28 protein-coding genes and 2 riboswitches are annotated in these 26,985 nt (G+C 64.2%); of the genes, 12 read left to right on the forward strand and 16 right to left on the reverse strand.

The window, feature by feature from the left end; genetic code table 11:
- Positions 1-82: 82 nt before the first annotated feature.
- The 7 genes from gcvPB to GR702_RS03675 form a co-directional block, all read right to left on the reverse strand.
- Positions 83-1,681: an aminomethyl-transferring glycine dehydrogenase subunit GcvPB gene (gene gcvPB / locus GR702_RS03645; RefSeq protein ID WP_160984613.1), complete on the reverse strand. Its 1,599-nt coding sequence runs from the start codon at positions 1,679-1,681 to the stop codon at positions 83-85.
- Positions 1,678-3,048: an aminomethyl-transferring glycine dehydrogenase subunit GcvPA gene (gcvPA, locus tag GR702_RS03650; RefSeq protein ID WP_160984614.1), complete on the reverse strand. Its 1,371-nt coding sequence runs from the start codon at positions 3,046-3,048 to the stop codon at positions 1,678-1,680. The genes gcvPB and gcvPA overlap by 4 nt, the downstream gene beginning before the upstream one ends.
- A 109-nt stretch (positions 3,049-3,157) precedes the next feature.
- A complete protein-coding gene (gcvH, locus tag GR702_RS03655) occupies positions 3,158-3,529 on the reverse strand; it encodes a glycine cleavage system protein GcvH (protein ID WP_160984615.1) in 372 nt (123 codons plus the stop codon).
- Between the two features lie 10 nt (positions 3,530-3,539).
- Positions 3,540-4,694 carry a glycine cleavage system aminomethyltransferase GcvT gene (gcvT, locus tag GR702_RS03660; RefSeq protein ID WP_160984616.1) on the reverse strand — a complete coding sequence of 385 codons (1,155 nt, stop codon included), beginning with the start codon at positions 4,692-4,694 and terminating at the stop codon, positions 3,540-3,542.
- A 35-nt stretch (positions 4,695-4,729) separates the two neighbouring features.
- A riboswitch (glycine riboswitch) is annotated at positions 4,730-4,849 on the reverse strand.
- Between the two features lies 1 nt (position 4,850).
- A riboswitch (glycine riboswitch) is annotated at positions 4,851-4,957 on the reverse strand.
- On the reverse strand, positions 4,954-5,718 hold the full coding sequence (locus GR702_RS03665; protein ID WP_160984617.1) for an NAD(P)H-binding protein: 765 nt from the start codon (positions 5,716-5,718) through the stop codon (positions 4,954-4,956). It overlaps the preceding riboswitch by 4 nt.
- A gap of 9 nt (positions 5,719-5,727) precedes the next feature.
- On the reverse strand, positions 5,728-6,888 hold the full coding sequence (locus GR702_RS03670; RefSeq protein WP_160984618.1) for a deoxyguanosinetriphosphate triphosphohydrolase: 1,161 nt from the start codon (positions 6,886-6,888) through the stop codon (positions 5,728-5,730).
- 133 nt (positions 6,889-7,021) lie between these two features.
- Entirely contained in the window at positions 7,022-7,144 is a 123-nt protein-coding gene (locus GR702_RS03675) for an aa3-type cytochrome c oxidase subunit IV (protein WP_160984619.1), read from the reverse strand.
- Positions 7,145-7,338: 194 nt separating this feature from the next.
- Between GR702_RS03675 and GR702_RS03680 the strand changes: the two genes are divergently transcribed.
- A complete protein-coding gene (locus GR702_RS03680) occupies positions 7,339-8,763 on the forward strand; it encodes a sigma-54-dependent transcriptional regulator (RefSeq protein ID WP_160984620.1) in 1,425 nt (474 codons plus the stop codon).
- Positions 8,764-8,882: 119 nt separating this feature from the next.
- Here GR702_RS03680 and GR702_RS03685 read toward each other — a convergent pair whose 3' ends face one another.
- The 3 genes from GR702_RS03685 to GR702_RS03695 all read right to left on the reverse strand — a co-directional run bounded on the left by GR702_RS03685 (position 8,883) and on the right by GR702_RS03695 (position 11,825).
- Positions 8,883-9,239 carry a hypothetical protein gene (locus tag GR702_RS03685; protein WP_160984621.1) on the reverse strand — a complete coding sequence of 119 codons (357 nt, stop codon included), beginning with the start codon at positions 9,237-9,239 and terminating at the stop codon, positions 8,883-8,885.
- A 206-nt stretch (positions 9,240-9,445) separates the two neighbouring features.
- Positions 9,446-10,558, reverse strand: a complete 1,113-nt coding sequence (gene folP, locus GR702_RS03690; protein ID WP_160984622.1) for a dihydropteroate synthase — start codon at positions 10,556-10,558, stop codon at positions 9,446-9,448.
- A gap of 133 nt (positions 10,559-10,691) precedes the next feature.
- Entirely contained in the window at positions 10,692-11,825 is a 1,134-nt protein-coding gene (locus tag GR702_RS03695; RefSeq protein ID WP_160984623.1) for a site-specific DNA-methyltransferase, read from the reverse strand.
- A 341-nt stretch (positions 11,826-12,166) separates the two neighbouring features.
- On the opposite strand from GR702_RS03695, the gene GR702_RS22020 reads away from it, so the two are divergent.
- Positions 12,167-12,328 (forward strand): hypothetical protein, encoded by a 162-nt coding sequence (locus GR702_RS22020; protein ID WP_202408036.1) that lies wholly within the window; start codon positions 12,167-12,169, stop codon positions 12,326-12,328.
- 4 nt (positions 12,329-12,332) lie between these two features.
- Here GR702_RS22020 and GR702_RS03700 read toward each other — a convergent pair whose 3' ends face one another.
- The gene (locus tag GR702_RS03700; protein ID WP_160984624.1) at positions 12,333-12,965 is read right to left on the reverse strand and encodes a ribonuclease HII; all 633 of its coding nucleotides are present in this window, start codon (positions 12,963-12,965) and stop codon (positions 12,333-12,335) included.
- A gap of 10 nt (positions 12,966-12,975) precedes the next feature.
- Between GR702_RS03700 and GR702_RS03705 the strand changes: the two genes are divergently transcribed.
- From GR702_RS03705 to GR702_RS03735, 7 genes are all read left to right on the forward strand, one after another.
- On the forward strand, positions 12,976-14,166 hold the full coding sequence (locus GR702_RS03705) for a PQQ-dependent sugar dehydrogenase (RefSeq protein WP_160984864.1): 1,191 nt from the start codon (positions 12,976-12,978) through the stop codon (positions 14,164-14,166).
- A gap of 55 nt (positions 14,167-14,221) precedes the next feature.
- Positions 14,222-14,746 carry a GNAT family N-acetyltransferase gene (locus tag GR702_RS03710; RefSeq protein ID WP_160984625.1) on the forward strand — a complete coding sequence of 175 codons (525 nt, stop codon included), beginning with the start codon at positions 14,222-14,224 and terminating at the stop codon, positions 14,744-14,746.
- Positions 14,747-14,823: 77 nt separating this feature from the next.
- A complete protein-coding gene (locus tag GR702_RS03715) occupies positions 14,824-15,378 on the forward strand; it encodes a DUF1285 domain-containing protein (protein ID WP_160984626.1) in 555 nt (184 codons plus the stop codon).
- Complete coding sequence (locus tag GR702_RS03720) at positions 15,375-15,980, forward strand: CoA pyrophosphatase (protein WP_160984627.1); 606 nt, start codon at positions 15,375-15,377, stop codon at positions 15,978-15,980. The genes GR702_RS03715 and GR702_RS03720 overlap by 4 nt, the downstream gene beginning before the upstream one ends.
- On the forward strand, positions 15,973-17,145 hold the full coding sequence (locus tag GR702_RS03725; RefSeq protein WP_160984628.1) for a CCA tRNA nucleotidyltransferase: 1,173 nt from the start codon (positions 15,973-15,975) through the stop codon (positions 17,143-17,145). The genes GR702_RS03720 and GR702_RS03725 overlap by 8 nt, the downstream gene beginning before the upstream one ends.
- Positions 17,142-17,780, forward strand: a complete 639-nt coding sequence (locus GR702_RS03730; protein ID WP_160984629.1) for a retropepsin-like aspartic protease family protein — start codon at positions 17,142-17,144, stop codon at positions 17,778-17,780. The genes GR702_RS03725 and GR702_RS03730 overlap by 4 nt, the downstream gene beginning before the upstream one ends.
- Before the next feature lie 65 nt (positions 17,781-17,845).
- The gene (locus tag GR702_RS03735) at positions 17,846-18,499 is read left to right on the forward strand and encodes a retropepsin-like aspartic protease family protein (protein WP_237449539.1); all 654 of its coding nucleotides are present in this window, start codon (positions 17,846-17,848) and stop codon (positions 18,497-18,499) included.
- Between the two features lie 13 nt (positions 18,500-18,512).
- On the opposite strand, the gene parC is transcribed toward GR702_RS03735, so the two are convergent.
- The gene (parC, locus tag GR702_RS03740) at positions 18,513-20,807 is read right to left on the reverse strand and encodes a DNA topoisomerase IV subunit A (RefSeq protein ID WP_160984630.1); all 2,295 of its coding nucleotides are present in this window, start codon (positions 20,805-20,807) and stop codon (positions 18,513-18,515) included.
- A 104-nt stretch (positions 20,808-20,911) separates the two neighbouring features.
- Here parC and GR702_RS03745 point away from each other — a divergent pair, with 104 nt between their 5' ends.
- A complete protein-coding gene (locus GR702_RS03745; protein WP_160984631.1) occupies positions 20,912-21,460 on the forward strand; it encodes a type 1 glutamine amidotransferase domain-containing protein in 549 nt (182 codons plus the stop codon).
- 43 nt (positions 21,461-21,503) lie between these two features.
- On the opposite strand, the gene GR702_RS03750 is transcribed toward GR702_RS03745, so the two are convergent.
- From GR702_RS03750 to GR702_RS03760, 3 genes are read right to left on the reverse strand one after another with little or no spacing between them, the layout of a single operon-like run.
- Positions 21,504-21,836, reverse strand: a complete 333-nt coding sequence (locus tag GR702_RS03750) for a 2Fe-2S iron-sulfur cluster-binding protein (protein WP_202408037.1) — start codon at positions 21,834-21,836, stop codon at positions 21,504-21,506.
- A gap of 2 nt (positions 21,837-21,838) precedes the next feature.
- Positions 21,839-22,918, reverse strand: a complete 1,080-nt coding sequence (locus GR702_RS03755) for a cysteine desulfurase family protein (RefSeq protein ID WP_160984633.1) — start codon at positions 22,916-22,918, stop codon at positions 21,839-21,841.
- Positions 22,915-23,955: a cysteine desulfurase family protein gene (locus GR702_RS03760; RefSeq protein WP_337192524.1), complete on the reverse strand. Its 1,041-nt coding sequence runs from the start codon at positions 23,953-23,955 to the stop codon at positions 22,915-22,917. The genes GR702_RS03755 and GR702_RS03760 overlap by 4 nt, the downstream gene beginning before the upstream one ends.
- 136 nt (positions 23,956-24,091) lie before the next feature.
- Between GR702_RS03760 and GR702_RS03765 the strand changes: the two genes are divergently transcribed.
- Positions 24,092-24,748 (forward strand): alpha/beta hydrolase, encoded by a 657-nt coding sequence (locus GR702_RS03765; RefSeq protein WP_160984635.1) that lies wholly within the window; start codon positions 24,092-24,094, stop codon positions 24,746-24,748.
- Positions 24,749-24,792: 44 nt separating this feature from the next.
- Here GR702_RS03765 and GR702_RS03770 read toward each other — a convergent pair whose 3' ends face one another.
- Positions 24,793-25,005, reverse strand: a complete 213-nt coding sequence (locus GR702_RS03770) for a hypothetical protein (protein WP_160984636.1) — start codon at positions 25,003-25,005, stop codon at positions 24,793-24,795.
- An 86-nt stretch (positions 25,006-25,091) separates the two neighbouring features.
- Between GR702_RS03770 and GR702_RS03775 the strand changes: the two genes are divergently transcribed.
- The gene (locus GR702_RS03775) at positions 25,092-26,966 is read left to right on the forward strand and encodes a DUF885 domain-containing protein (RefSeq protein WP_160984637.1); all 1,875 of its coding nucleotides are present in this window, start codon (positions 25,092-25,094) and stop codon (positions 26,964-26,966) included.
- Positions 26,967-26,985 lie beyond the last annotated feature (19 nt).

The raw sequence follows: 26,985 nt of genomic DNA on the forward strand, positions 1-26,985 counted from the left end.
CGCACCGCTTCCAAAGCGAAACAGGAAGGTAGCCCAGGTCACAGGTTCATCCGCGACCCAGGCCATGCCCACAATCTTCCGCTCAACTCCCGCCGATTTCGCTCAGCGATGGCGTGCCAGATTCCGTCGGATTGCCCTGCCAGACCAGAATGGGCTTGCGTGCGGCGAGTGTCTCATCGAGCCGGCGCCGGGGCGCGTAATACGGCGCCGAATGCAGGCTTTCGTCGCCTCCCTTCGCCCGCTCTGCCAAGCTTCGCAGTGAAGCGATGAAGCGGTCGAGCCCGGCCTTGCTCTCCGTCTCGGTCGGTTCGACAAGCATGGCGCCTTTCACCACAAGCGGGAAGTAGACCGTCATCGGGTGGAATCCTTCGTCGATCAGGCCCTTGGCGATGTCGAGCGTGGAAAAGCCCTCTGCAAGCCCGGCATCGCTGAACAATGCCTCATGCATGCACGGTCCACTATCCGCAAATGGCGCGGGCAAAAGGTCCTCGCACGAGCGAAGCACATAATTCGCGTTGAGCACCGCGTCTTCTGCAACCTGCCGCAATCCATCCGCGCCATGGCTGAGAATATAGGTCAGAGCACGCGTGAACATGCCCATCTGCCCATGGAACGCAACCATGCGGCCGAAGGCCTGATCATGCCCTTCGCCCCTGTTCTCTTCCTCGACAAGGTGGATGCAGCCATCGGCACCGCGTGTCACGAAAGGAAGCGGCGCGAACGGCGCCAACGCTTCCGAGAGCACCACGGGCCCTGCCCCAGGTCCGCCACCGCCATGAGGCGTGGAGAAGGTCTTGTGCAGGTTGATGTGCATGGCATCGACGCCAAGATCACCGGGACGAACCTTGCCGACAATGGCGTTGAAGTTGGCCCCATCACAATAAACGTAACCGCCCGCGGCGTGCACCGCATCGGCGATCTCGTGCATGTCCGGTTCGAAAAGGCCGCAGGTATTCGGATTGGTGATCATCACACCAGCGACATTAGGCCCGAGTTTTGCCTTGAGGGCCTCTACGTCCACTCGGCCCGCAGGTGTAGCCGGAATCGATTCGACCTTGAAGCCCGCGAATGCGGCCGTAGCCGGGTTGGTGCCGTGAGCGCTTTCGGGCACGAGAACGATGTCCCGGGTCTCTCCTCGGGCATCAAGGGCAGCACGTATGCACAGGAGCCCGCACAGTTCGCCATGCGCTCCCGCCTTGGGACTCATCGCCACCGAGGCCATGCCGGTCAGGGTGATGAGCCAGTCTGCGAGTTGCTCGATGACCTCGAGAGCACCTTCGACGGTCTTCTGCGGCTGCAGGGGATGCACGTCGGCAAAGCCGGGCAGGCGAGCCATTTTCTCGTTCAGGCGGGGATTGTGCTTCATCGTGCACGATCCAAGCGGGAACGGTCCAAGATCGATGGCGTAGTTCTGGCGTGACAGGCGCGTATAATGCCGCACCGTCTCGGGCTCCGTCAGCCCGGGAAGCGCGGGCGCAGCCTTGCGCAGGAAGCGAGTCAGTCCGCTGGCAGGCTCGCGCCGTGTCTTCTCCAGATCGACGCCGCATTTGTCGGCAGAACCAAGTTCGAAGCTGAGAGCTTCTTCTAGCATCAGCCCGTAGTCACCGCTGGACGTTGCGGATCTGGTCTCACCGGCAACACCCATCGCGGGGCGCCAGCCTGCGGCATTGGGGGCGTTCATCCGGGTACTCCCACTAGGACTGTTTCAAGGGCGGTCGCGAAGGCTTCAATGTCGTCGTCCGTGGTGGTCTCGGTTGCTGCGACGAGCAGTGCGTTGTGCAGGCCATCGGCGACAGGGAAGAGCCGGCCGAGCGAAACGCCGCCGAGCACCTGCCGGTCGGCCAGGTCTCTCACGACCTCGCGGGCATCGCGCGGCAGGATCACGGTGGCCTCGTTGAAGTAGGCAGCATTGAGCAAAGTTACGCCCGGTATTCTGGCGAGCCGCTCGAATGTCGCCTGTGCCCGCGCGTGGTTTACGGCCGCGAGACGCGCAAGCCCTTCCCCGCCAAGCAATGTCAGATGGATACTGAAGGCCAGCGCACAAAGACCTGAATTCGTGCAGATATTGCTGGTCGCCTTCTCCCGCCGGATGTGCTGCTCGCGGGTAGAGAGGGTCAACACGAAGCCGCGCCTGCCTTCCGCGTCAACGGTCTGGCCACAAAGCCGGCCGGGCATCTGGCGCACGAACTTTTCACGGCAGCCGAACAGGCCGAGGTACGGCCCTCCGAACTGCAATCCTACGCCAAGCGATTGCCCTTCGCCCACCACGATATCAGCTCCGAGCACGCCGGGCGCCTCGATCAAGCCAAGGGCCACAGGTTCCGTAACCACGGCGACCAGCAGCGCCCCTTTGGCATGCGCCGCGTCGGCGATCGCTGCAAGATCGGGGATGCGGCCAAGAACATCCGGATACTGCACGACGACGCACGAGGTGGCATCGTCGATACTGGCGATAACGGCGTTGTCGTCGGGATCGGCGGCAAGTTCCGGCGCAAGGCTGACAATGTCATCCTTCGTGAACTTGGCCATCGTTCGCACGACTTCGCCGTAATGGGGGTGCAGTCCGCCGGACAGTACCGCGCGTCCCTTTCGAGTCACGCGCGCGGCCATCAGGATCGCTTCCCAGCAGGCTGTCGAGCCATCGTACATCGAGGCATTGGCGATGTCGGTTCCGAACAGGCGTGCAACCTGGGTCTGAAACTCGAACAGCACCTGCAGTGTGCCCTGCGCGATCTCAGGCTGATAAGGCGTGTAGGCGGTGAGGAACTCCCCGCGCTGGATCAGGTGATCGACGGAGGCCGGCACATGATGGCGATAGGCCCCGGCGCCGAGGAAGAACGGAACCGAGCCCGCACTGAGGTTCTTGGCAGCGAGGCTGGTCATGTGGCGCTCGACCGCCATTTCGCTGGCGTGGGCCGGGAGTCCATCGATCGGTCCGGCGAGGCGGGCCTGGGCGGGCACGTCGACGAAAAGGTCGTCGATGCCGCCAACGCCGATGGTCTCCAGCATGGAGGCTCGATCGGCCGGGGTAAGGGGCAGGTAGCGCATTGGAAAGCGATCTCTCAATCGAGTGCCGGATCATCCGGCCGAGTTGCTGCGCCTGGCCCTCGACCGCCAGGGCGGATGAGGGTGAGCCGGCGCAGCGCCGCAGGCAAAATCAGAGGCTGTCGACGTAGCTCTTGTAGGCGGCCTCATCCATGAGGGAGCCCAGTTCGGCGGCGTCGGACAGAGTCACGCGAAACAGCCAGCCGCCGGTTTCGGCTTCCGTGTTCACAAGCTCCGGCTGGTCCGCCAGCGCTTCGTTTACGGCTGCGACAGTGCCGGACACGGGCGTGTAGACGTCGGATGCGGCCTTGACGGAATCCACGACGGAGACCGAGTCGCCCTTGCCCACGGTCGCACCCTCAGCAGGGAGGTCGACGAAGGTGATGTCACCAAGCTGACCTTGGGCGTAGTCGGTGATACCGACAGTGCCGAGGTTCCCTTCGACTTCGATCCACTCATGGTCTTCGGAAAAATAGCGAGTCATGGAAAGCTCCTCAGCGGTGATAGCGATGGGGGACGAAGGGCATCGTCACGACCTTGGCGTCGAGTTTCTTGCCCCGCATTTCGATGGTAAGTTCAGAACCCTCGGCAGAGAGGGCCGTATCGACGTAGGCCATGGCGATAGGCTGCTGGAGAGATGGCGAGAAGCCACCTGAGGTGACAAGCCCAACTTCCTGATCATTCAGCAAAACCCTTGCGCCTTCGCGTGCTGCCATGCGTCCCTCAAGGACAAGGCCCACGCGGCGCCGGGGCGTTCCCTGCGCAAAGTCACGCAGGACGCGGTCGGAGCCGGGGAAGCCCCCTTGCTCCCGGCGGCGCTTGTTAATGGCAAACTTAAGGTCGGCGTCCACGGCGCTGGTCTCGGGAGAGAGATCATGCCCGTAAAGCGGCAGACCTGCCTCGAGGCGCAGACTGTCCCGCGCGCCGAGGCCGATCGGCTTCACTTCCGGTTCGCCGCAAAGGAGGTCGGCCACATGCTCCGCCGACTCGGCCGGGATCGCAATCTCGAAGCCGTCCTCGCCGGTGTAGCCGGAACGGCTGATCCAGGCGTCGACACCGCCGAGCTTGAACGCGGCCCCCTTCATGAAAGTGAGGGACTCGAGAGGAGTGTCGCCCTCTACATGCCGCTCCAGGGCGGCAAAGGCCTTCGGCCCCTGAAGCGCCAGCAGCGCGCTCTCGTCGAGGTGATTGAGAGTGACTTCGTCGGGAAGCAGCTCTCGCAGGGTGCCGATGTCATCCCACTTCGTGGCGCCATTCACCACAAGATAGAACCCGGATGCCCAGCGCGTGATCATGAGATCGTCGAGAACTCCGCCGTTCTCGTCGAGCAGCAGCGAATAGCGCGGAGCGCCGACCTTCAGCGTGGAAAGGTCAACCGGTAGTGCCGCCTCGATCGCGGCCTCGAGCGCAGGCGTAACGCCCTCTTCGCTGGAGATGAACACCTGTCCCATGTGGCTCACATCAAAGAGCCCGGCACTTTCCCGTGTCCAGAGATGCTCGGCCATGATGCCTTCGTACTGGACAGGCATATGATAGCCGGCGAACTCCACCATTCGGCCGCCTGTCTCCCTATGCCAGGCATCGAGAGGAAGATGGAGGATCGCGATCTCGTCGACGACATCGTCCTCGGAAACAGGGTATTCGCTCAAGACACGACTCCGCAACAAGTATGGCACACCATTTCGGTGCCCCCTCTGTCACGGAAGCCTGAGAGCTTCCCCGGGTCATCCTCGATGGGACGAACCGGGTTACACCGTCGGCGGCCGCAGCCTTGCGGCATGCGGCACTTTCCAGAGTATCGCTGTAGACGCCGCGCGGTCCTTTTGCCTGAGAGATTCCGGGGCGGTTGCTCCTTCGGCGCCTGCCGAACGCCTGGTCGGCGAATCGGACAAGTCTCTCCCGCGCGTGTCAGCGAGTGCCGTAGCCTTGGTTCAGCACCGGGGACGAGTCAACGGGGGCATCACGGCAACCTCCTAGGGAATGTGGGGAAACACCGCGCCCTTGGGCCAGCTCGCGCAGGGCATCATGCTCATGCACGAACCTGCCCTCTCTCGTCTCGCTCGCGAGCGAAATGGCCGCGCGGGCCAGGTCCCGCGCGCGTATGGTGCGGAAGCGTCGCCAAGGACCGTGAAGCACCAGCAGATCCGCGAGAGGCGCGAGCCACTGCGCTGCGCGTTCCAGCGGTCGACGATCTTTCCGCGTTCCACGCAGCAGTGCCGGACGCAAGATGTCCAGTCGGGAGAAGCCGAGCCGCGCCAGCGCGTCCTCCGTCTCGCCTTTCACCCGAAGATAGAAGTTCGCAGCATCCCGATCCGCGCCGATCGAAGAAACAAGGACCATCCGCTCGATCCCCGCTTCCCGCGCGCCTTCCGCAGCAAAGCGCACGAGTTCATGATCGATGGCACGGAACTGCTCGCGGCTACCTGCCGCCTTCATCGTCGTGCCCAGTGCACAGACAAAAACATCCGCCCGTGCGGCGCGTATGAGCGCGGGCCAGTCGATCGGCTCGCCGACCAGCATCTCCATGCGCGCGCCTGGAGGAAGGTCAGCCTCGCGGCGGCCTACGCCGATGATACGTACGTCAGTCCGCCCCACCGCCTCCGAGATTATGGCCGAACCGACGAGCCCCGTCGCTCCGACCAGGCAAATGCGCAAAGCCCCCTGCTGCGTCATCAGCCCGGCCTAGACATTGCTCAGGCCCTCGGGAGTCCGCCCGTAGATATCGGCGTGGCGGGCGATGGCAAAGCGGTCGGTCATGCCGGCGATGTAGTCTGCAATGTGGCGGCTGCGATCCGGCTCGAAGCGAGGCATGGTGTCGATCCAGCTTTCTTCCATCAGCACCGGCTCCTGCGAGTAGGCAGCATAAAGCTCCGCCAAAACGGCGCGCGCACGGCGGGCGGTCTCCAGTTGCTCTGGATGGTAGTAAAGCTTCTCGTACATGAAGCGCTTGAAGGTGCGTTCCGCCTCGGCCATCGCGGGCGAAAAGGACGCCAAGGGACGCCCCGCGGCGCGCACCTCGTCCACGCTCGATACGCCGACAAGGTTCGCGCGGGTCTGGCCTACCAGGTCGTTCACCATGACGCCGATCTGGCTGCGGATGAGCTCGGCCAGCTGGCGATCTATCGGCGAGCCCGGATAGCGGCGCTCGACCTCAGCCCATTGATCGGCGACGAATGGCTGCGCGAGCAGTTCGTCGAGGTCGAGAAAGCCGGCGCGCAGACCATCGTCGATGTCGTGGTTGTCGTAGGCGATATCGTCAGAGAGCGCCGCGACCTGTGCCTCGAGCGAGGCATGCGTGTGCAGGTCAAGTGGATAGGCTTCATTCAAGGCGGTAAGCGCCCATCCCGGATTGCTCACCGGGCCGTTGTGCTTTGCAAGGCCTTCGAGCGTTTCCCAGGTGAGGTTCAGGCCGTCATGCTCGCAATACGGGCTGTCCACCCGCATGAGCGTGCGCAAGGTATGGGCGTTGTGGTCGAAACCGCCCGCCTTGTGGAGTGCGGCATCGAGGGCTTCCTCGCCCGCATGGCCGAATGGCGGATGGCCGATGTCGTGAGCGAGCGCGAGCGCCTCGGTGAGATCCTCGTCCAGACCCAGGATCCGCGCAATCACGCGCGCGATCTGCGCTACCTCCAGGCTGTGGGTGAGGCGGACGCGGTAGTGATCCCCGTCCGGCGCGATGAAGACCTGCGTCTTGTACCGCAAGCGTCGGAAAGCAATGGAATGGATAATCCGGTCGCGGTCTCGCTGGTACGGGCTGCGCGGTCCGCGTGCCAGGCCGTCACCCGTCGGGAACTCCCTTCCACGCGAGCGGGCAGGATCAGAGGCATAGGGAGCTAGGGTCAAGCGCGCAGTCTCCGCTTGTGCGACAGGGAAGGTCCCGCCCTAGCCGTTCGGGCGGTTCCTGCACAAGTCCGCGCAAGTGCTTGCACTCACTGCAGAAGGCGGGCCGGCAAGCCTGCTCGGCCGGGATTCGCCTTCAGGAGGCGATCAGGCCAACGACGATCGCTGCCACGACCACGCAGAATACCGTGCCCCATGTCGCAGCCTTGACGAAGCCGTTGTAGGTCTCGGTCGCGGCCTTGATATCGTTGCCAGCCATGGTGGTATCCCCTGTCCTTGTTCCGGTTCTGCCCTTGCTCTAGCGAGCACCGGGTGCCGGCTCAAGCAGGAAGGCATCAAAACGACCCGGCAGGACGATGTTGGCGGGCTTCGACCATACGCTTAATCGCACATTTACCGGTTAGCCCTATGACAGTCCTGTCACCCCATGGAGGCGAAGCAAAGCGGCGAACAATGGCGGACCTTGATCAACGCCTCCTCATGCTCATCGACGATGAGCCGGCACAGAGCCGTCTCATCTCGGCGCTGGCGTCGCGGGAAGGATGGCGTACGCTTATCGTGCGCGATGCCGAGACCGCAATCGCCACGCTCGGCACCCGGCAGGGCATGCAGTTGTCGGCCATCATCCTCGACCAGTGGGTTCCCGGCGACGACGCCTGTGTGTTGATCGCAGAGCTCAAGTCCCGCCGCCCTGCCCTGCCGATCCTGATGCTCACGGCAAGCACTTCGCCGCTCCTGGCGGTAGAGGCGATGCGCGCCGGTGCAACCGATTACCTGATCAAGCCGGTGGCTCCCGACCGCCTGATGCATGCGCTGCGCTCGGCAACCACGCAGGAAGCTCCGCGTGACGAGCTTGCACCGCTCACCGAGAAGATGGCGGCCAATCCCGACTTCGAGTCCATGATCGGAGCCTCTCCCAACTTCCGCAAGGCCCTTGCCGTGGCAGCGAAGGCGGCGCGGGGACATTCGCCCGTGCTGATCGAAGGTGAGAGCGGATCGGGCAAGGAAATGCTCATCCGCGCCATGCATGCAGCATCTCCACGAGCACGAATGCCGCTCCGCATTGTGAACGTGGGTGGCATGCCTGCGAACTCGATAGAGTCTGTCCTGTTCGGACACGAGAAAGGTGCGTTCCCCGGCGCATTCGACCGGCAGATCGGCGCGCTCCAGCATTGCGACGGCGCCACGCTCGCCCTGGACGAGATCGACAGCCTTCCCCTGTCCGTACAGGAGCGACTGCTCGAAGCCATCCGTAAAGGCGACTGCCGCCCGATAGGCGCACGTCACTCGTTCCGGGTGGACGTTCGTGTCATCGCGGCAAGCAACCTCCCCCTTGCGGACATGGTCAGCCAGGATCTTTTCATGCCGGAGCTGCTGGAGGCCCTGTCCGCCACCAAGGTTCATCTACCGGCGCTGCGCGAACGTGCCGGGGATCTTCCGGCACTGACCCGCTACTTCCTCGCGCGGATCGGCGAACAGCCGGGCTTGCGCGAACTTGGCGTGACAGATGGCGCCCTCTCCCTGCTTGCTGCTTACGATTGGCCCGGGAACGTTCGCCAGTTGCAGGCCGTCCTCTTCCGTGCCGCTGTCTTCTGCGACAGCGATGCGCTGACCTCTGAGGACTTTCCACAGCTTCTCAACATTCTTGGCACAAGCTCTTCCACAGTCGCCGGAAACCCGATTCAGGAGAGTTCGGGCGTGATGCTTTACACGCCCGATGGGCACCTTCGGCCGCTGCAGGAGATCGAGGCTGACGTCATCCGCCTTGCAATTGGCCTATACCGCGGCCGCATGACCGAGGTGGCACGGCGCCTCGGCATCGGCCGCTCTACCCTTTACCGCAAGCTCAGCGAACTCGGCATCGACAACACAGCCTAACCCGCCAAGCGCCGGAAAGGAGTGAACTCTGGCTTTGCCATGCCTCACTGCATGCAAAAAACCGGGCCACGTCCTGCGCAACCCGGTTTTCTGAAGATCGGAGTTTCGAAGAAGAAGGTTTAGATGCCTTCAATATACACGGTGGGCACACGGTAGCCGCGCTTTACCATCGCCTTCACATAAGTACTGCGCTCGTGACGAAGTTCGGTGCCGTACTCCTCCCAGGCGTCGCGCTGGTCTTCGATGTCGCTTGCTCCGCGCAAATCGCCAGCGAGTTCTTTCTGGGTCTCGTTCACATTCGCGCGGTAGTTGTACCAGTGCTTGCCATCGATGCCTCCCAAAGGAGTCTGGATGATGCGTTCTTCCTCCGCTCGTGCAGCCTGCTCTTCATAAAGAGTGGGCACGACCGCCATGGCGGCGGCAGGAATAGTGGCGATGGCCAGTGCAGCGGCACCGATGATCTTGGTCTGCTTCATGGGAAAATCCCCTTTCGCTTTCCATGCCGGGCGGAATTGCCTCGGCGTTTGAAAGGGAAACCGACCCAGGTACATTTGGCGCCCACGGGTGGGACGAACCGACCGTCAGCCAAGACGTGACGGTGTTGTGACTACTGGATCACATTTATGCCGGAATGCTGTTCATCTGGCATTTAGCGAGCGTTCATCCTTCATGCAGATTTGTATCAGGAAGGCAGCTGGCTGAAGTCCGTCAGCGCCGCGTCGCGAAGCCCGCGCCAGACCCGCACCGCCTGCACCGTCTCCAGGACGTCATGGACACGCAGGATGTGGGCGCCTGCATCCAATGCCTTAACTGCAAGTGCCAGTGAACCGCCAAGCCGCTGCTCGGCAGGCGCTTCGTTCGAGAGCGCGCCGATCATGCGTTTGCGACTGACCCCAACCAGCAGGGGATGACCAAGGGCATGAAACAAAGGCAGTGCATTGAACAGGCCAAGATTTTCAGCCAGCGTCAGCCCGAAGCCGAAGCCCGGATCGAGAATGATCCGCTCCGCCTTGATCCCGGCATCGACCACAAGGTCGCGGCGCTCGTCCAACCAGTCGAAAACGTCGAGTGCAACGTCCTCGTAGTTGGCCCCGCGATGCAAGTCGTCCGCGCTCCCGGGCGCATGCATCAACACAACCGGACCCTTGCCGGAGGCTGCCAACTCAAGGCTTCGCGGGTCGTACCGGAGAGCCGACACGTCGTTGATGATGTGCCCGCCTGCGGCAAGTCCCGCTTCCATGACGCCGGGGCGGCGGGTGTCGAGGCTGATCGCAGCTCCCATCGACGCCAGCCTGCCCACGAGCGGCACGACGCGCTCGATCTCGTCACCTTCCCAGACGGCGCTTGCGCCGGGCCGGGTGGACTCGCCTCCAACATCAATGATCGCCGCTCCGCCTTCGAGCATCGCCGAGGCATGGGCCAGAGCGCGCGCCTCATCATTCAAATAGAGCCCGCCGTCCGAGAAGCTGTCGGGCGTCACGTTGAGGATGCCCATGACCTGTGGCTGGTCAAGGCGGATCGTTCGCTCGCCACACGCAAGGGGTGCATGAACCTTGCGCAGGTTTGCCCATTGCCGCTCTCCCGCTTCGCCAAGCTCCGGCGGCAACCCGGCCAACGCCGCCGTCATCTCGGACGCGGCCACCCGCTCTCGCGATACGACGCGCGAGCCTTCACGCACGATGAGGGCAAAGCGGCTTGCCCAGACCATGGAGCCGCCAAGCCGGACGGCATCACCCTCCTCGCTCTGCGGGCTGTCGGCGAAGGCGATCGGGCGGATGTAGAGCTTGCGGGTCATGATGCTGCTTTAGCGTGAGGCACGAGGAGGCAGAACCTGTTTCCGCCAAAAGGTCGCGCTCCGCGTTGAAAGGATCAAGATCCTCCGGCGCGGAGCCACGAAGTTGCCACTCCTTCGTCGTGCTCGACGGCGATCAAGGCTCGGTGGCGAGCAGATAAAGCTGGCGGATGGCGTCGACCGGCTTGACCTCGCCTTCGTGCTCCAGATGCCAGAACGTCCAGCCATTGCAGGACGGCGCGCCTTGGAGGTCCTTCCCCAAGCCGTGGATCGAGCCGCTTACGGTGCCCGCCTCCAGAGACCCGTCCGCCCGTACCGTCGCAACATGCCGGCGCTTCTTGTCGAACAGCTCGGTTCCAGGAACGATCCAGCCCGTTTCTACCAGCGTGCCGAATGCCACCTTGGGCGCGGTGCGCTTGGACTGCATGGTCCTGAGCGCGCTTTCATCGAGCGGCAGCGCCATCTCGATACGCTCCATCGCAGCCTCCCGGTAATCGCCTTCCCGCTCGCAGCCGATCCACTCGCGGCCAAGACGCTTGGCGACAGCACCGGTAGTGCCGGTTCCGAAGAACGGATCGAGCACAACGTCGCCCTTGTTGGTCGTCGCCAGCATGACCCGGTAGAGAAGCGCCTCGGGCTTCTGCGTCGGGTGGACCTTGCGACCACCCTTCTTGAGCCGCTCGGCGCCGTTGCAGATCGGCAGGACCCAGTCCGAGCGCATCTGCAGTTCGTCGTTCAGCGTCTTCATCGCGCGATAATTGAAGGTGTACTTCGACTTCTCGCCCATACTGGCCCAGATCAGCGTCTCGTGCGCATTGGTGAAGCGGGTCCCCTTGAAGTTCGGCATCGGGTTGGCCTTGCGCCACACGATATCGTTCAGGATCCAGAACCCCATGTCCTGCATGATCGCACCGAGCCGGAAGATGTTGTGGTAGGAGCCGATCACCCAGAGCGACCCCTCCGGCTTCAGCACGCGGCGCGCCTCGGTCAGCCACTCACGCGTGAACTGGTCATATGCGGCAAAGCTGGAGAACTTGTCCCAGTCGTTCGTCACTGCATCCACATGGCTGCCATCCGGGCGGGCAAGATCGCCGCCCAGTTGCAGATTGTAGGGCGGATCGGCGAACACCATGTCCACGCTGCCATCTGGAATGGTTCGCATCGCCTCAATGCAGTCGCCTGGGATGATGCGGCCGAGCGGAAGCAGCTCCTTCGGGGTAGGCGCCGGCGCCCTCGCCCGAATGCGTTCCTTGACCAATATCTGCCCCATGACTGCTCCGAATTTCTGTGGATATGCCTTTAGGGTGAGTCATCCGAAACTCCACGTCAAGCCGCGACTCGCCAGAAAACCTTGCGATTCAGCCGTTCAGCAGAGCGGAACAAAAGGAATCCGCCACAAGATGTCGAGCCAGATCGACTCGCCCGGACTCAAGATATGGTGCTGCGCCGAGACGCCTGGACGTGGATAACTTTCGTTGACGGGCTGCCGCTAAGATCCGCCCTTGGCACTTTATGCAACTGCGATACGCAACCTTGCATTTGCCGCAACTGGCCGGGAGCGCCACATGCGACGGGCATGCTGCACCGCAGCAATCCACATCGAGGTTTTTTATGTTTTCGCTGATTTCGCTCTATTTCGCGTCTCGCCGCGACGTCGTCGTTGCTGAACGCTATATCGCGGGCCTGGTTGACGCTCCCGCCGAAGCTGTCGACGCGCCCGTTCCCGCCACCCCGGCAGCAACCGAAGCCAAGCCGCTGCCGCTAGCAGCCTAATCGCTTAGGGCGCCTGAAGAAGCAGTTCCAGCTGCGAGACAGGCGCAAAGCTACGGCGGTGGTGCGCTGTCGCCCCGTGTTCCCGCAAGGCGGCGAGGTGCTCGGCGGTGCCGTACCCCGCATTGCGTTCCCACCCATAGTGTGGATGCGAAAGAGCGAGATCGCGCATCAGCCGGTCTCGGTGCTCCTTGGCGATGATGGACGCGGCCGAGATGCACGGTTCGATCGCGTCGCCGCCCACGATGGCGCGCGCATTCCACCGCCACTCCTCCCGCCGGCCGAGCGGCGTCAGGTTGCCATCGACGAGGACTTCGCCCGGCTCCTCTCCCATCGCGTCACATAGCGACAGTACGGCGCGGGTCATCGCCAGCATCGTCGCGCCGAAGATGTTGAGCCGGTCGATCTCGTCCACTTCCACGACACCGACCGCCCATCGGCAACGCCGCTTGATCGTCGCCTCTAGTTCGCCGCGCCGGGTACGGGAGAGTTTCTTCGAATCGTCGAGCCCGGAAGGGCGCGGCTTGCACAGCACGACGGCACCTGCCACCACAGGCCCGGCGAGGGGGCCGCGGCCGGCTTCATCTACGCCTATGACGTAACGTTTTGTGTCGGAGGAACCGGTGAAGGAAGCACGCATTGGGCTGGGCATGATCGCTGCTAGACTAGTCACCGCCCTATCGCCTCTCGCCGTGATGCTCGCAAGCTGCGGCAGCGCCGCGACAGGGGAAAAGAGTTCACCATCGCAAGACACCCGGGCCGAGACGGGTACGCCGTTCCGCGTCGAAGTGGCGGCGCAGTTCGACGAGCCCTGGGCCATTGCGGTCGACCGCGGGAGCGGCACCCTCTTCGTCACCGAGCGGAAGGGCACGATCCGCTTCATGTTGGCCGACCGCCGGATCGGAACGGTCAGCGGGGTGCCCAAGGTCGACTATGGCGGCCAGGGCGGACTGGGCGATATCGTCTTCGCGCCCGGAGAGACTGGGAGGCAGCTTGACCGCAGGACAGTGTATCTCAGCTGGGCCGAAGCTGGCGAAGGCGATACGCGAGGGGCAGCAGTGGGACGAGCAGACCTCGTCTGCGACGAGCCGCTCAAGTGCCGGCTCGACAATCTCAAAGTCATCTGGCGGCAGACACCGAAAGTCACCGGGCGTGGCCACTACTCCCACCGCCTAGCCTTCTCGCCGGACGGCAAGTACCTGTTCGTGGCCTCAGGCGACAGGCAGAAGTTCACGCCCGCACAGGACATGAAGGCCAATCTCGGCAAAATTGTGCGCCTGCTGCCCGATGGCACGCCCGCGCCCGGAAACCCGTTTGCCGGCAAGGGCTCGCCAACCGACCAGATCTGGTCCTACGGGCACCGCAATGTGCTGGGCCTTGCTTTCGATGCCAACGGTCGCCTCTGGGATCTTGAGCATGGGCCCGCCGGCGGCGACGAGTTGAACCTTGTGAAACCGGGGGCGAATTATGGTTGGCCGCTCGTGTCCGACGGCGACCACTACGACGGAAAACCGATCCCGCGCCATTCCACGCGCCCCGATCTTGCCGCTCCCGCGATAAGCTGGAACCCGGTGATCGCTCCGGGAGACTTCATCTTCTACTCCGCAGAGCGGTTTCCCCAGTGGAAGGGACAGGCGCTCATCACCGGTCTTGTCGCCACCGGCCTTGTTCGCGTGCGGATCGATGGCGAGAAGGCTGTCGAAGAAGCGCGTTATCCGATGGAGAACCGTATCCGCGACATCGTGCAGGACGGTGCCGGGATGATCTGGCTGATCGAGGACGGAGAAGTACCGGGAAGCGGTCGGCTGCTGAAGTTGGCACCTTCTGCTCCCGCAGGCTGACGATCCCGCGAATTGAATCGACATCGGCGCCGCTCCCCCCTATCGGGCGGCCGCCATGACCGCACCTCAGACCGCCACGATAATCCCCCTCGACAACGTCGACCCCGCACTTGTCGAAGCGTTGCTCGATACCGCGTTCGAACCGGGTCGGCACAAGCGCACCGCTTACAAAGTGCGTGAAGGCACCGATTGGCTGCCCGGCCTCAGCTTCGCGGCGCTCGACGCAGAAGAGATGCTGGTCGGCTCCATCCAGTGCTGGCCGGTGGCGCTAAACGACGAGGCGGGACGCGCGCATCCGATGATCATGGTAGGACCGGTCGCGGTTCTGCCAGAGCACCAGGGCATGGGTTATGGCCAGGCGCTGATGTCGGCAAGCATGGCAGGCATCGATGAACGAGCGCCGCTTCCCCAGGTGATGATCGGCGATCCAGAATATTACGGACGGTTCTGGGGTTTTGCCAATGAGCACACCGCGGGATGGTCCCTTCCCGGCGCGTTCGAGCGTCATCGCCTGCTGGTGCGGTGCGACAATCCGGCGGTCCTTCCGAAGACTGGCACCCTCGGACCCTGGCTGCGCTGAACCGGCAGCGTCCTTCGTCGGGGCGAGCCGGGATACTGGACCTTGGCGCGCGGCGCCCTATCTGGCATCGCGAGACGATGCCTTACGAACCGCCTCCCGAACTTGCCGGTCTTTCGTTGACCGAAGTGGCCAAACTTGTGGCCGAGCGCAAGCTGCCTCCGCTTGATCGATGGTCGCCCGTGCACACGGGAGACAGCGAGATGCGGATCGCTTCCGACGGTCGCTGGTTCCATCAGGGCGGCGAGATCCGGCGGCCGGCCATGGTGCGGGCTTTCGCTTCGCTGTTGATGTGCGATGAGAGGGGAACCCACTGGCTGGTCACTCCCTCGCAGAAGCTTTCTGTCGAGGTCGAAGATGCGGCTTTCGTCGCGGTCGACATGAAGCAGGAGAGCGATACCCTGGTGTTCCGCCTCAACACCGACGACCTCGTGATTGCGGGGCCGGACCACCCCATCGAGGCGGAGGGCGATCCCGATACTCCGGCGATCTACGTAAAGGTTCGGCACGGCACCCGCGCGCGCCTCAACCGCAGCACTTACGCCCAGCTGGTCGAGTTCGCTCTCGCCCGTGCCGATGAAGCCAATCCGGCCGTCACCAGCGGCGGCGCAACCTTCTCGTTGCGGCCGGCATGAGCGCTCTTTTCGCCGCTGTTTCCCGCCGCTTCGAGGTGGGCCACGCAGCGGCTCCTCCCGCTCTCTGGACCGATCCGCGGGTGGACGAAATCGAGAGCTTCAAGCCCGCAGCAGTGCTCATCGCCATCACGGAGCGCGAGCGCCCCGGGATGCTGCTGTTGCACCGGCCATCGACGATGCGCGCTCATCCGGGGCAGATAGCCTTCCCAGGTGGGCGTATCGACCCGGGCGAGACTGCGGTGGAAGCCGCCTTGCGGGAGGCGCATGAGGAACTCGGAATCCGCCCACAGGATGTGCGCGTCATCGGAACCAGCGATCTCTACCGCACCGGTAGCGGGTACGAGATCACGCCGGTGATCGGCTTGATCCCGCCAGACATCACGATCGTGCCCAACCCCGCAGAAGTCGCTCAATGGTTCGAGGCACCCGTCGGTTTCGTGCTCGACCGTGCCAATCAGCGCACCCGCTCAGTGCAATATGAAGGACGCGCACATAGCTTCGTGGAAATCGTCTGGAACGCGGAGGGCCAGGATCATGTGATCTGGGGCGTCACGGGCGCCATTCTCCACAACCTTGCCGGAAGGCTGAACTGGCATGACTAAGCGCCTGGAAGCGGCCTGGCTGCACCGCGAGGATCTGGCCGGGCTCGTTACGGCCCTGGGGCACGACAATGCGCGATATGTAGGCGGAGCCGTGCGCGACAGCCTGCTCGGCTTGCCGGTGAAGGACATTGACATGGCAAGCGTGCTGGTGCCGTCCGCCGTCATTGAACGCCTTCAGGATGCTGGCATCCGCTCCGTTCCCACAGGGATCGAGCATGGCACCGTCACGGCGATCCTGCCGGGTGGTCCGGTCGAGATCACCACCTTGCGCCACGACGTCTCGACCGACGGCCGCCGCGCCACGGTCGTCTTCGCCAACGACTGGCGAGAGGATGCGGCCCGGCGGGACTTCACCATGAACGCTCTCTATGCGGACCCGCTTACGGGTGAAATATTCGACTGGTTCGGCGGAAATCTCGATCTTGAACTTCGCCGAGTGCGCTTCATCGGCGACGCTCGCCAGCGCATTCGCGAAGATCACCTGCGGATCCTGCGCTACTTCCGCTTTCAGGCGCGGTTCGGCACGACGCCTGCAGATGCGGAAGCCGAGGCGGCTTGTGCCGAACTCGCGGCTACGCTCAAGGGTCTCTCGCGTGAGCGCGTCGGCGCGGAGATGATGAACCTTCTCGGTCTTCCCGATCCCGCACCCACGGTGCGACGGATGCGGGAACTAGGCGTTCTTCCCGTGATCCTGCCCGAGGCTGATCCCGAAGGACTTGCCGCTTTGGTAGCCGCCGAGACCGCACAGAGCCAGGCACCCGACGCCGTCCGCCGGCTTGCCGCACTCCTGCCCGCGCAAGTGTCTCTTGCGGAACATGTCGCCTCCCGCTTTCGCCTCTCCGCTGCGCAGAAGAAGCGTTTGGCGCTCGCTGCCGCCCGCAATGACGCACCTGTAGAACCCCGCACCCTGGCGTACAGAATCGGCCGCGATGCCGCGCTCGATCGGCTGCTGATCGCGGGCGCAGACGTCTCCTCGCTGGCGGATTGGGGCACCCCGCAATTCCCGCTCAAGGGCGGCCAGATTGTCGCGCGCGGCGTTGGCGCGGGACCGGAAGTGGCGCGTATCATGAAGCACGTGGAAGACGCGTGGGTGGCGGAAGGTTTCCCGGATGCAGGCCGGGTGGAAGCTCTGCTCGATAAAGCTCTCGCGGAGATGCGCGCATGAACCTTGGGGAGCTGGGCAGCTTCCTGTTTGACCAGCCTCTGCTCGCCCTCACCATCGTCGCCATCCTCCTTGCGGTAGGCGCGGGGATGCTCTCCCCCGCGCGGCCACGGCTCGGCCATGCCATGCGCAACGCCGCTTACCTCGGGCTGGCCGCCGCCCTGCTGCTGACGGTCGCGCAGGTCGCCGAGCGCAACGGCCGCTCCGATGCGGCGCTTCTGCTGGACCGCACCCGGCCCGCCGAAATCGTCGGACAGGAAACCGTCGTCTCCATGCGTGCCGACGGGCATTTCTGGGTGGAGGCCCGGCTCAACGGTAGGCCGGTGGAATTCCTCGTAGACACGGGCGCGACCTACACCGGCGTCTCGCGCCGCACGGCCGAGCGCGCCGGTCTCCGGCTCGACCCTGACAACGCCGGCGTGATCCTGGAAACTGCCAACGGCACCATCGTCGCGAGGATGGCCGAGGCGGATTCGCTGGAATTCGGCGGGATCGCCGCCAATGCCCTGCCTATCGCGGTCGGACCGGATGGCGACGTCGAGACCAACGTCATCGGCATGAACCTGCTTTCGCAGCTATCAAGCTGGCGGGTGGAGGGGCGTCGATTGATTCTCGTTCCTCGCCCCGCGGCAACGTAATCAAGCACTAGGCTGCGGCCGCGACTAAGTGGACGCATACAGCCAATGGAAAGCCGCGACTTGGTATGACGCAATCCATGGACTTCCCGCAGATCCTGAACTTCCTCGCCGGCCAGCCCCTTCTGGCGCTTGCGTTGGCGGGCATCGTCGCGAGCATGCTGGGCGGACTGCTTCGGCGTCCGGCCCCCATGCTGGGCGGGTTCGTGCGCGGGCTCGGTAACTTGGGACTTCTCGCGGCGATGCTGCTCACGATCGCACAAGTGGCGCGGCTTACGACCGGCGCCGACTTCGCGCTGCCTCAACTCGGCATCGAACGGCAAAGCGTCGAAGGCGGGGAGACGCGGGTGCCCATGCAGCGGGACGGGCACTTCTGGATCACGGCGTCGGTGAACGGCGTCGAGCGCCAGTTCCTGGTGGACACCGGCGCGACGCTTACCGCCATCTCGCCAGCCACCGCGACCGCCGCGGAGTTGAAGACGAACACTCTCAACCGCTCCGTGCTGATGAAGACGGCGAACGGGACGGTGAAGGCACAGCTCGCCACCATCGATGAACTGCGCATCGGCAACATCGTCGCGCGGGAACTCGATGCAGTCGTTGCGCCGGGGATCGGCGAGACCAACGTGATCGGCATGAACCTGCTGTCGCGTCTGGCGAGTTGGCGGGTGGAAGGGCGCACCCTTATCCTGGTGCCGCATCATCCGCAAAACGTGAGCTGAACCTTCCTTTCACTCACCCCTGGAACTTGTTGTCGCGCGGGAAGCCGACCGGCGGGAGCCGTCCGGCGGCACCGCGTGCGACTTTCCACAATTGCATGTCCTTTTCCGTCCGGGTCCGGCCGCTCTCCCCGCCCATCGTCCACGAGAGCCCGTCTTCAAGCCGCAGCGTGATCACGTCCGCCATTCCCCCGTCGCGGTAGCGTTGCAGCGTGACGCCCTGCCCCTTCGACATGATCGGCAGTTCCTCGAGGCTGAAGATCACCAGCTTCCGGTTGTCGCCCATGACCGCGACGTGGTCATGCTCGGCCGGAATCTCGCGAACGATGGACAGAGTGACTCCCGGCTTCGTCGACATCACCGCGCGCCCCTTGCGGGTCTCGGCCAGAAGCTCGTCCATCTCCGCCGCAAAGCCCCGGCCGATGTTCGATGCCAGCAGCAACTGTCCCTTGGGCTTGTAGGGGATGGCGGAGACGACATGCGCTTCGGCATCGATGTCGACCATGGTTCGGATCGGCTCGCCGAAGCCGCGAGCGCCCGGCAGCTTGTCTGCGCCCACCGTGTAGAACCGGCCGTTGTCCAGCGCGATGAGGATCTTGTCCGTGGTCTGCGCATGGAATGCGAACGCGGGACCGTCGCCTTCCTTGAACTTGAAGTCTCCGTCGAGTGGCACGTGCCCTTTCGCCGCGCGTATCCAGCCGCGAGCCGAGAGGATCACCGTTACGGGCTCCTTCTCGATCATGGCGTCCATGCTGAACTCCACCGTCCGGGCCGCCTGTGCGATCGTCGTCCGCCGGCGCCCCAAAGGCGTGTCTTCCGCATAGTCCTTGCGCAGATTGGCAAGGTCACGCTTGATCCGCGTGCGCTGGCGAGCGGGACTTTCGAGCAGCTTGTTGAGCTCGTCCTGCTCCTTCAGCAGTTCGGCATGTTCCTTGCGAAGTTCCATTTCCTCAAGCTTGCGCAGGGAGCGCAGGCGCATGTTGAGGATCGCTTCGGCTTGCCTGTCGGTCAATTCGAACTCGGCCATCATCACCGCTTTGGGATCATCCTCATGGCGGATGATCTCGATGATCCGATCGAGATTGAGATAGGCGATGATGTAGCCGGAGACCAGTTCGAGCCGCGCCGCGATCTTGTCGAGCCGGTGACGGGTGCGACGCAGCAGGATGTCGATCTGGCTGTAAAGCCACTCCTGCAGCAGCAGCCTGAGCCCCAGCACGCCCGGGGTCCGATGCGAATCCAGTACGTTGAGGTTGAGACTGAACCTGCTTTCGAGATCGGTCAGGCGGTAGAGGCTTTCCTTCAGCAGTTCGGGATCGACGTTACGGCTCTTGGGGACGAGGACGAGACGGATCTCCTCGTCGCTCTCGTCGCGCACGTCTTCCAGGATCGGCAGCTTGCGATCGCCGATCAGCGCGGCGATCTGCTCGATCAGCTTGCCCTTGGCGAGCATGTACGGGATTTCGGTGACGACGAGCTGCCACTGACCGGCACCCATCTTTTCAATCCCGGTCTCCTCCCAGGTCCCATCCGGGTTGCGGCCCGTAGAAAAGCGCCCCCTGACGCGGAACGCGCCCTTGCCGGTCTCGTAGGCATGGCTGATCGCCTCGGGGCTATCCACCACGAAGCCGCCGGTCGCGAAGTCCGGGCCGTGGAATACTTCCATCAGCTGCGCGTGCTCTGCCTGCGGATTGTCGATCAGCATCAGCGCCGCATCGATGATCTCGGCCACGTTGTGGCTGGGGATCGACGTTGCCATGCCAACGGCGATGCCGATCGCGCCGTTGGCGAGGAGGTTGGGGAACAGGCCGGGGAATATTTCCGGCTCGCTTTCCTCGCCGTTGTAGGTCGGCACGAAATCCACTGTGCCTTCGTCCAGCCCGGCCATGAGCTGGATAGCGGTCCTGGTCAGCCGGGCTTCGGTGTAGCGGTAGGCGGCAGCGTTATCGCCGTCGATATTACCGAAGTTCCCCTGCCCCTCCACAAGGGGATAGCGCAGCGAAAAGTCCTGCGCGAGGCGGACCATGGCGTCATAGACCGCCACGTCGCCATGCGGGTGATACTTGCCGATCACGTCTCCGACGACGCGCGCCGACTTCTTGTAGGCGTTGCCCGGGTCAAGCTTCAGCAGCCGCATGGCCCAGAGCAGGCGGCGATGCACGGGCTTTAGCCCGTCGCGCAGGTCCGGCAGCGAGCGCGCCGTGATCGTCGACAGCGCATATATCAGGTAGCGCTCCGACAAGGCGGCGTCGAAGGGCGCGTCGACGATGGCGTCGAACGGATCGGAGTCGTCGTCTGTCGTGGTCACCATGGCCGGAACGCACTAGCAACACGGCCGGCCGAGTGGAACCACAGGAACCGAAGTTTTCCGCCGACCATTCCTGTACCATCCCCCAAATACAGGAGACTTCTGGCATGGCTCAACGCGTGCTCATCATCGCGACCGACGGCTTCGAACAGTCGGAGCTCACTGGCCCTCGGGACGCACTCAATGCCGCAGGCATCGAGACCGTGATCGCAAGCCCCGAAGCCGGAGAAATCAAGGGCTGGCAGCATACCGACTGGGGCGACACGGTGAAGGTGGATCAGACGCTCGACGAAGTGGATGCCGACGCTTTCGCAGCCCTCGTCCTGCCCGGCGGCCAGATCAACCCGGACGTTCTGCGCATGAATGACAAGGCCGTGGAACTCGTGCGCAGCTTCGCGCAGTCGGGCAAGCCGGTCGCGGCCATTTGCCACGGCCCCTGGCTCCTTGTCGAAGCTGGCGTCGCCGAAGGCCGGACCGTCACCAGCTGGCCGTCGATCCGGACGGACCTGCGCAATGCCGGGGCCAACGTGGTGGATCAGGAAGTGGTACAGGACGGCAACATCATCACGAGCCGAAAGCCAGATGACATTCCGGCATTCGCAAAAGCCGTCATCGCGGCCGTGAAGGAGGGCACCGCAGCTGCCCAGGCAGCCTGATTTCATTCCTGCCGCCCGTGGCCCGTGGGCGGTACAAGGGCAATCAGCCGATCTGCATGTCCCGGACGACACCGGGAATGCGGACGGCAAGCCCGTCGAGCGCATCCGTCAGTTCGATCTGGCACGAGAGTCGAGAGGTGCGGCCCACCCCGGCGGCAAGATCAAGCATGTCCTCCTCCTCGTTAGAGGCGGGGGGCAGCTTGTCGAACCAGTCAGGCGAAACGATGACGTGGCACGTCGAGCAGGCCATCTGCCCCTCGCACGTTCCTTCAAGCGGCATGCCGGCGTTCTGGCCAACTTCCAGCAGGCGTGCTCCGGGTTCAGCACGTGCCGTGACCCGGGACCCATCGACGGTAACAAACACCACGTCTACCAACGTCATACTCCCTGCGCCGCCGCTGCGGCTTCGATTTTGGCGCAGGCATCCTCAAGTTCCCTCGGGTGAGTATATCGACCGAATCCCAGACGGATAGAGGATTTCGCTTCTGCGTCCGAAAGACCGATGGCGCGAAGGACATGGCTCGGCCGGCCCGAGCCGCTGGCGCACGCCGATCCGACGGAGAACGCCACATCCCGAACGTCCGACATCAGGCGGGCCACGTCGAGCCCCGGCAGGCGAACGTTGAGGTTCCCATGCCAGCGCGCGTCGGCAGAGCCGTTCACCTGCCAGCGCGACAGAATGTTGCGAGCGGTGCTCCAAAGTTCACGGACATGGACCGCGTCCTCCTCCAACCGCTTGAGCGCCGCACTCGCGGCGGCTCCGAACCCGGCGCACAGCATGGGGCTCAGCGTACCGGACCGGAGCCCCTGTTCCTGTCCGCCGCCGCGGATTATCGGGTTGAGGTCAAGCCCGTCGCGCAGCCAGAGCGCACCTATCCCCTTGGGGCCATAGATCTTGTGCGCACTGATCGCGATCATGTCGGCCTCGACAGGCGGAGCAATCCGGCCTGCACCCTGAACGGCGTCGCAGAGGAACAGGGCTCCCGCCTCATGCACCCGGGCAGCAAGGGCGTTCACGGGTTGCACGGTTCCGATCTCATTGTTGACCTGCATGACGGCGACAAGGCTGGTTCCGGGCGGTATCGCTGCATCTTCGCCGACAAGGCCCTCGCCGTTTACCGGAAGTAGGGTCAGGGCCGGATCGCAGGCCCCGGCGGTGTCCAGAACCGCCGCATGCTCGATCGACGATGCGGCGATGCGGCGCGCGCCGCTGCCCACCAAGGCTAGATTGATCGCCTCCGTAGCGCCGGAGGTGAAGATCACTCGCCCTCCCTCCGGCATCAGCGCGGCTACTTGCGCACGCGCCAGTTCGACGGCGGCCGCTGCGGCTCGGCCGGAGCGGTGGGGGCTATGGGGATTGGCAAAGCCGCCGGTGCCCGCTCCGCCAAGCCACGGAAGCATGGCCTCGCGCGCTTCGGGTGCGAGAGGTGTCGTCGCCTGATAATCCAGATAGATCATGCGTTCACGCGGTCCCACGCCTCGACGAAAGCGTCGAGTTCTTCAGGTTTCGTGTTCCAGCCGATGGAGACGCGTACCGTTCGCCGACCGATGTCTTCGCCTGTCCCGAACCCCTGCAGAACGCGGCTCTGCTTGAGAGTGCCCGAGGAACATGCGCTGCCCGCTGAGATTGCGAAGCCGATTGCGTCCATGCGGATCAGCATCGCCGTCGCCGACATACGCGGCGCGGCCAGCGCAAGAATGTGCGAGCATTGCACGCCGGGCGCGACGATGTGGGCGCGTTCGCCAAGCTGCCGGCGGAAGGCAAGCCTCTGCTCTTCCGACGTAGCCCAGCTTTCCATACCGCCCGCTTCGAGGGCAGCGGCGAACGACAGCGCGCCGGGGAGGTTTTCCGTTCCCGCGCGGTAGCCTCGCTCCTGCCCTCCGCTGGGCTCCAGCATCGCGAAGTCGCGCACCAGCAGCGCTCCGACGCCCGGGGCCCCGCCCAGCTTGTGCGCCGAGACGACGATCATGTCGGCATCGGGCAGGGGAAGCTTGCCAGCCGACTGCGAGCAGTCCGCCAGGAACAAGCCGTTCGCCTCGCGCACTTGCTGCACGACGGGGTTGTGTCCCTGGCCAAGCATCATCGTGCCCGTCTCGGAATTGATCGACTGCACGGCGACGATTGCTCGTCCCGGCAGTTCAAGCGCGCGCATCAGCGGCTCCTGCGCGACCGCGCCGTCAAGCACGGGCAGCACCTCGGCACCCGGCGCAGCGCGGAAGACGGCATCGTGTTCGACAGCCGAGACGAGGATACGATCCGCTTTCACCCGGCCGAGCGCGATCGCCAGCCCCTCGCTCGCACCGGAAGTGAAGATCACTTCGCCTTCCCAGCCAAGCGCCGCCTTCACCCGCGCTCGTGCTTCCTCGAGCGCAGACCTTGCGACTCGACCGGCGGCATGGGGGCTGGAGGAGTTGGCCCAAATCTTCGCGCCTTCCGCCCAGGCCGCCCGCGCGCGGTCAAGCATCGGCGTAGTCGCGGCGTGGTCGAGATAGATGATAAGCAGGCCCTTGCTTGCGAAGTTGTTTTCAGAGGCGATCTTTCTATATAGCGAGCGTTTCTCAATTCCACTCCCGCAGTCGCCGCTTCAGGCGCGCCGGCGCGAGTTTCAACAGGTCAGGCCGCCACAACCCATGCCCGCAGTCATCTTCCCCGGTCCCGAAGGACGTCTCGAAGGTCGTTTCCAGCCGGCTCTGCGTCCCCGCGCGCCCGTCGCGATGATCCTGCATCCACACCCGCAAGCCGGCGGGACGATGAACGAGCGCATCACGCAGCATCTGTACAAGACCTTCGTTGCGCGCGGATTCGCCACGCTGCGTTTCAACTTCCGTGGCGTGGGCCGCAGCCAGGGCAGCTTCGACAACGGCATCGGCGAACTGTCGGACGCCGCCGCCGCGCTCGACTGGGTGCAGTCGATCCATCCCGAGGCATCGACCACGTGGATCGGCGGCGTCTCGTTCGGAGCGCTTATCGGCATGCAGCTGCTGATGCGCCGACCCGAAATCCGGGGTTTCATCTCGGTAGCTCCGCCGGCGAACATGTACGACTTCAGCTTCCTTGCCCCCTGCCCGGCCTCCGGGATCATCATTCAGGGAACGGGAGACACGGTGGTCACGCCCAACGCGGTGCAGAAGCTCGTAGACAAGCTGCGCACGCAAAAGCACATCACCATCCACCACGACGAAATTCCCCGCGCGAACCACTTCTTCGAGAACGAGATGCCCGAACTCATGCGCTCGGTGGACAATTACCTCGACATGCGGCTCGCGCCGGATTGCCCGATCAAGTGATACGCAGCCTGTCGCCTCGGCATTCCGCGGGGCGACAGGCATCCTCAATGAGGCACTTCTTCCCGCTCGGCTTCGCTTGAAAGCGATCGGCCTTCCTGCGTGGGAAGTGTCCAGATGACGATGTTCATCACCATGACTGCCGCCAGCACCAGCATCAGTATCGCCTGTTTGCGATAGCCGCCTCGGCGAAAGAGCGCAGCCGAACCCAGCACGAGCGCGATGGCGGTAAGCACGAGAAGCGAGAGCGCGATGTTCATACGCCTTCCGTAGAACCGAGGCTCGTCGATTTGAAGTCCCGGCAAGCGGGTTTGACACCGTCGAAACGCGTTGCCATCGTCTGGCGATGCAAGACACTTCCCCGACAATCGACACGCCGCTTTCCCGGCGCAACGCCCTTCAGCTTCTCGCTGCGGGCACGGCAACTCTGGCGCTGCCTGCCTGTGCGACGACCGAGGCGGGAACGCCAGCAGCCGCGCCCGCCAACGCCTTGCCCCTTGCCGGCGAGCAGCGTCTCGATGCCATCGCCTGGCGCCTTCTAGAACTCGCTCCGGAGGGTGCGACCGGCCTTGGCGTCGACACCGGCATCCACGCGAACCTGCGGACAAGGCTCGAGGATCGCTCGCCAGCCGGCCGCGCGCGGGTGGCGGAGACCCTGAAAGCCGATCTTTTTGCCGTTTCGTCGATTGAACCAGTCCCGGGCGAGGCATCGCTGAACACCAGCTTCGCCGTTGTGCGCAGCGCGTTCGCCACTGCGCTCGAGGGCTTTGCCCTTCCTTATGGCGACGTCGCTGTCGGCGGGTGGCGCAACACGCCATATGTCGTCATCCAGAACGTGGGCGCCTATCTTGATCTGCCCCGCTTCCTTGATGCCGATCATCCGGTGAAGACGCCCGAGGACGCGGACGCATACATCGCGCGGCTTGGGCAGTTTGACGGACAGCTGGATGGCGAACTCGTTCGTATCCGTGCCGCTACTGACATGGGGCTCGTGCCGCCGGACTTCCTCCTCGACCGCGCCATCGCCCAGATGACCAGCACTATCGCCGACGCACGTGCTGACGGCGGCGGGCTGGTGGCCTCGATCGAGACTCGTACCAAGGGCATGAACGGTAGCTGGGCTTCCGACGCGCGGCGCATCGTCGCCTCGGAGGTGGTGCCCGCGCTCGAACGCCAGCTTGCCGAACTGCAGCGCCAGCGCGGCCGTGCGAAGTCCGACCCGGGCATGCGCGAGCGGCCGCACGGCGAGGAGTTCTACGCATGGGCCCTGCGCGCCAGTACCACCACGCGCGTACCGGCAGCCGAAATTCACGAACGCGGCCTGCAGGAACTGGCAGACCTGCACGCGCGCATGGATCCTATCCTGCGAAGCCTCGGGTACACGAAGGGCACGGTGGGCGAGCGGATGGCTGCGCTCGGCACCGACAAGCGCTTCATGTTTTCCGAGGGAGATCCTGGCCGCGACGAGATCCGCGCCTTCATCCGCCAGCGGATCGAGTGGGTTCGGAACCAGATGCCCCGCGCCTTCCGTCAGGTGGTGCCCGGGAACGTCGAGGTGCGCCGTCTCCCGCTTTCCGAGGAACCGGGTGCACCCACCGCTTATGGCGGTGCGGGTTCGAAGGACGGCACCGTGCCCGGCAAGATGTGGATCAACATGCGCACCACGGACCTCCACCGCAAGTACGATCTGCCGACCCTTGTCCATCACGAGGCCATTCCCGGCCACGTCTGGCAGGGCGAATATGCTAACCGCCTGCCGCTGATCCGGTCGATCCTCGCCTTCAATGCCTATTCGGAAGGCTGGGCGCTCTACGGCGAGCAGCTGGCAGACGAACTGGGTGCGTATGACGAGGACCCGGTCGGCCGGCTTGGCTATCTCCAGTCCCTCGCCTTCCGGGCGTGCCGCATGGTGGTGGACACGGGCCTCCACTCCAAGGGATGGACGCGCGAAGCAGGTGTGCGCTTCTTCATGGAGAAGAACGGTAACAAGCGCGAGGAAGTGGTCAACGAGGTGGACCGCTACTGCTCCTGGCCTGGTCAGGCATGCGGTTACAAGATGGGCCATTCCCAGATCGTTGCGCAAAGGAAGCGCGCGCAAGACGAACTGGGCGCGGCCTATGACCTGCGCGATTTCGACCAGGCCGTCGTCGATGGAGGCAATGTTCCGCTTGACGTTCTTGCGGACAATGTTTCCGCCTACATCGCCGGCAGGAAAGGCTGATACGCGGCTCCGACGCCAG

Source organism: Novosphingobium silvae (assembly GCF_009856825.1).
Lineage (GTDB): Bacteria > Pseudomonadota > Alphaproteobacteria > Sphingomonadales > Sphingomonadaceae > Novosphingobium > Novosphingobium silvae.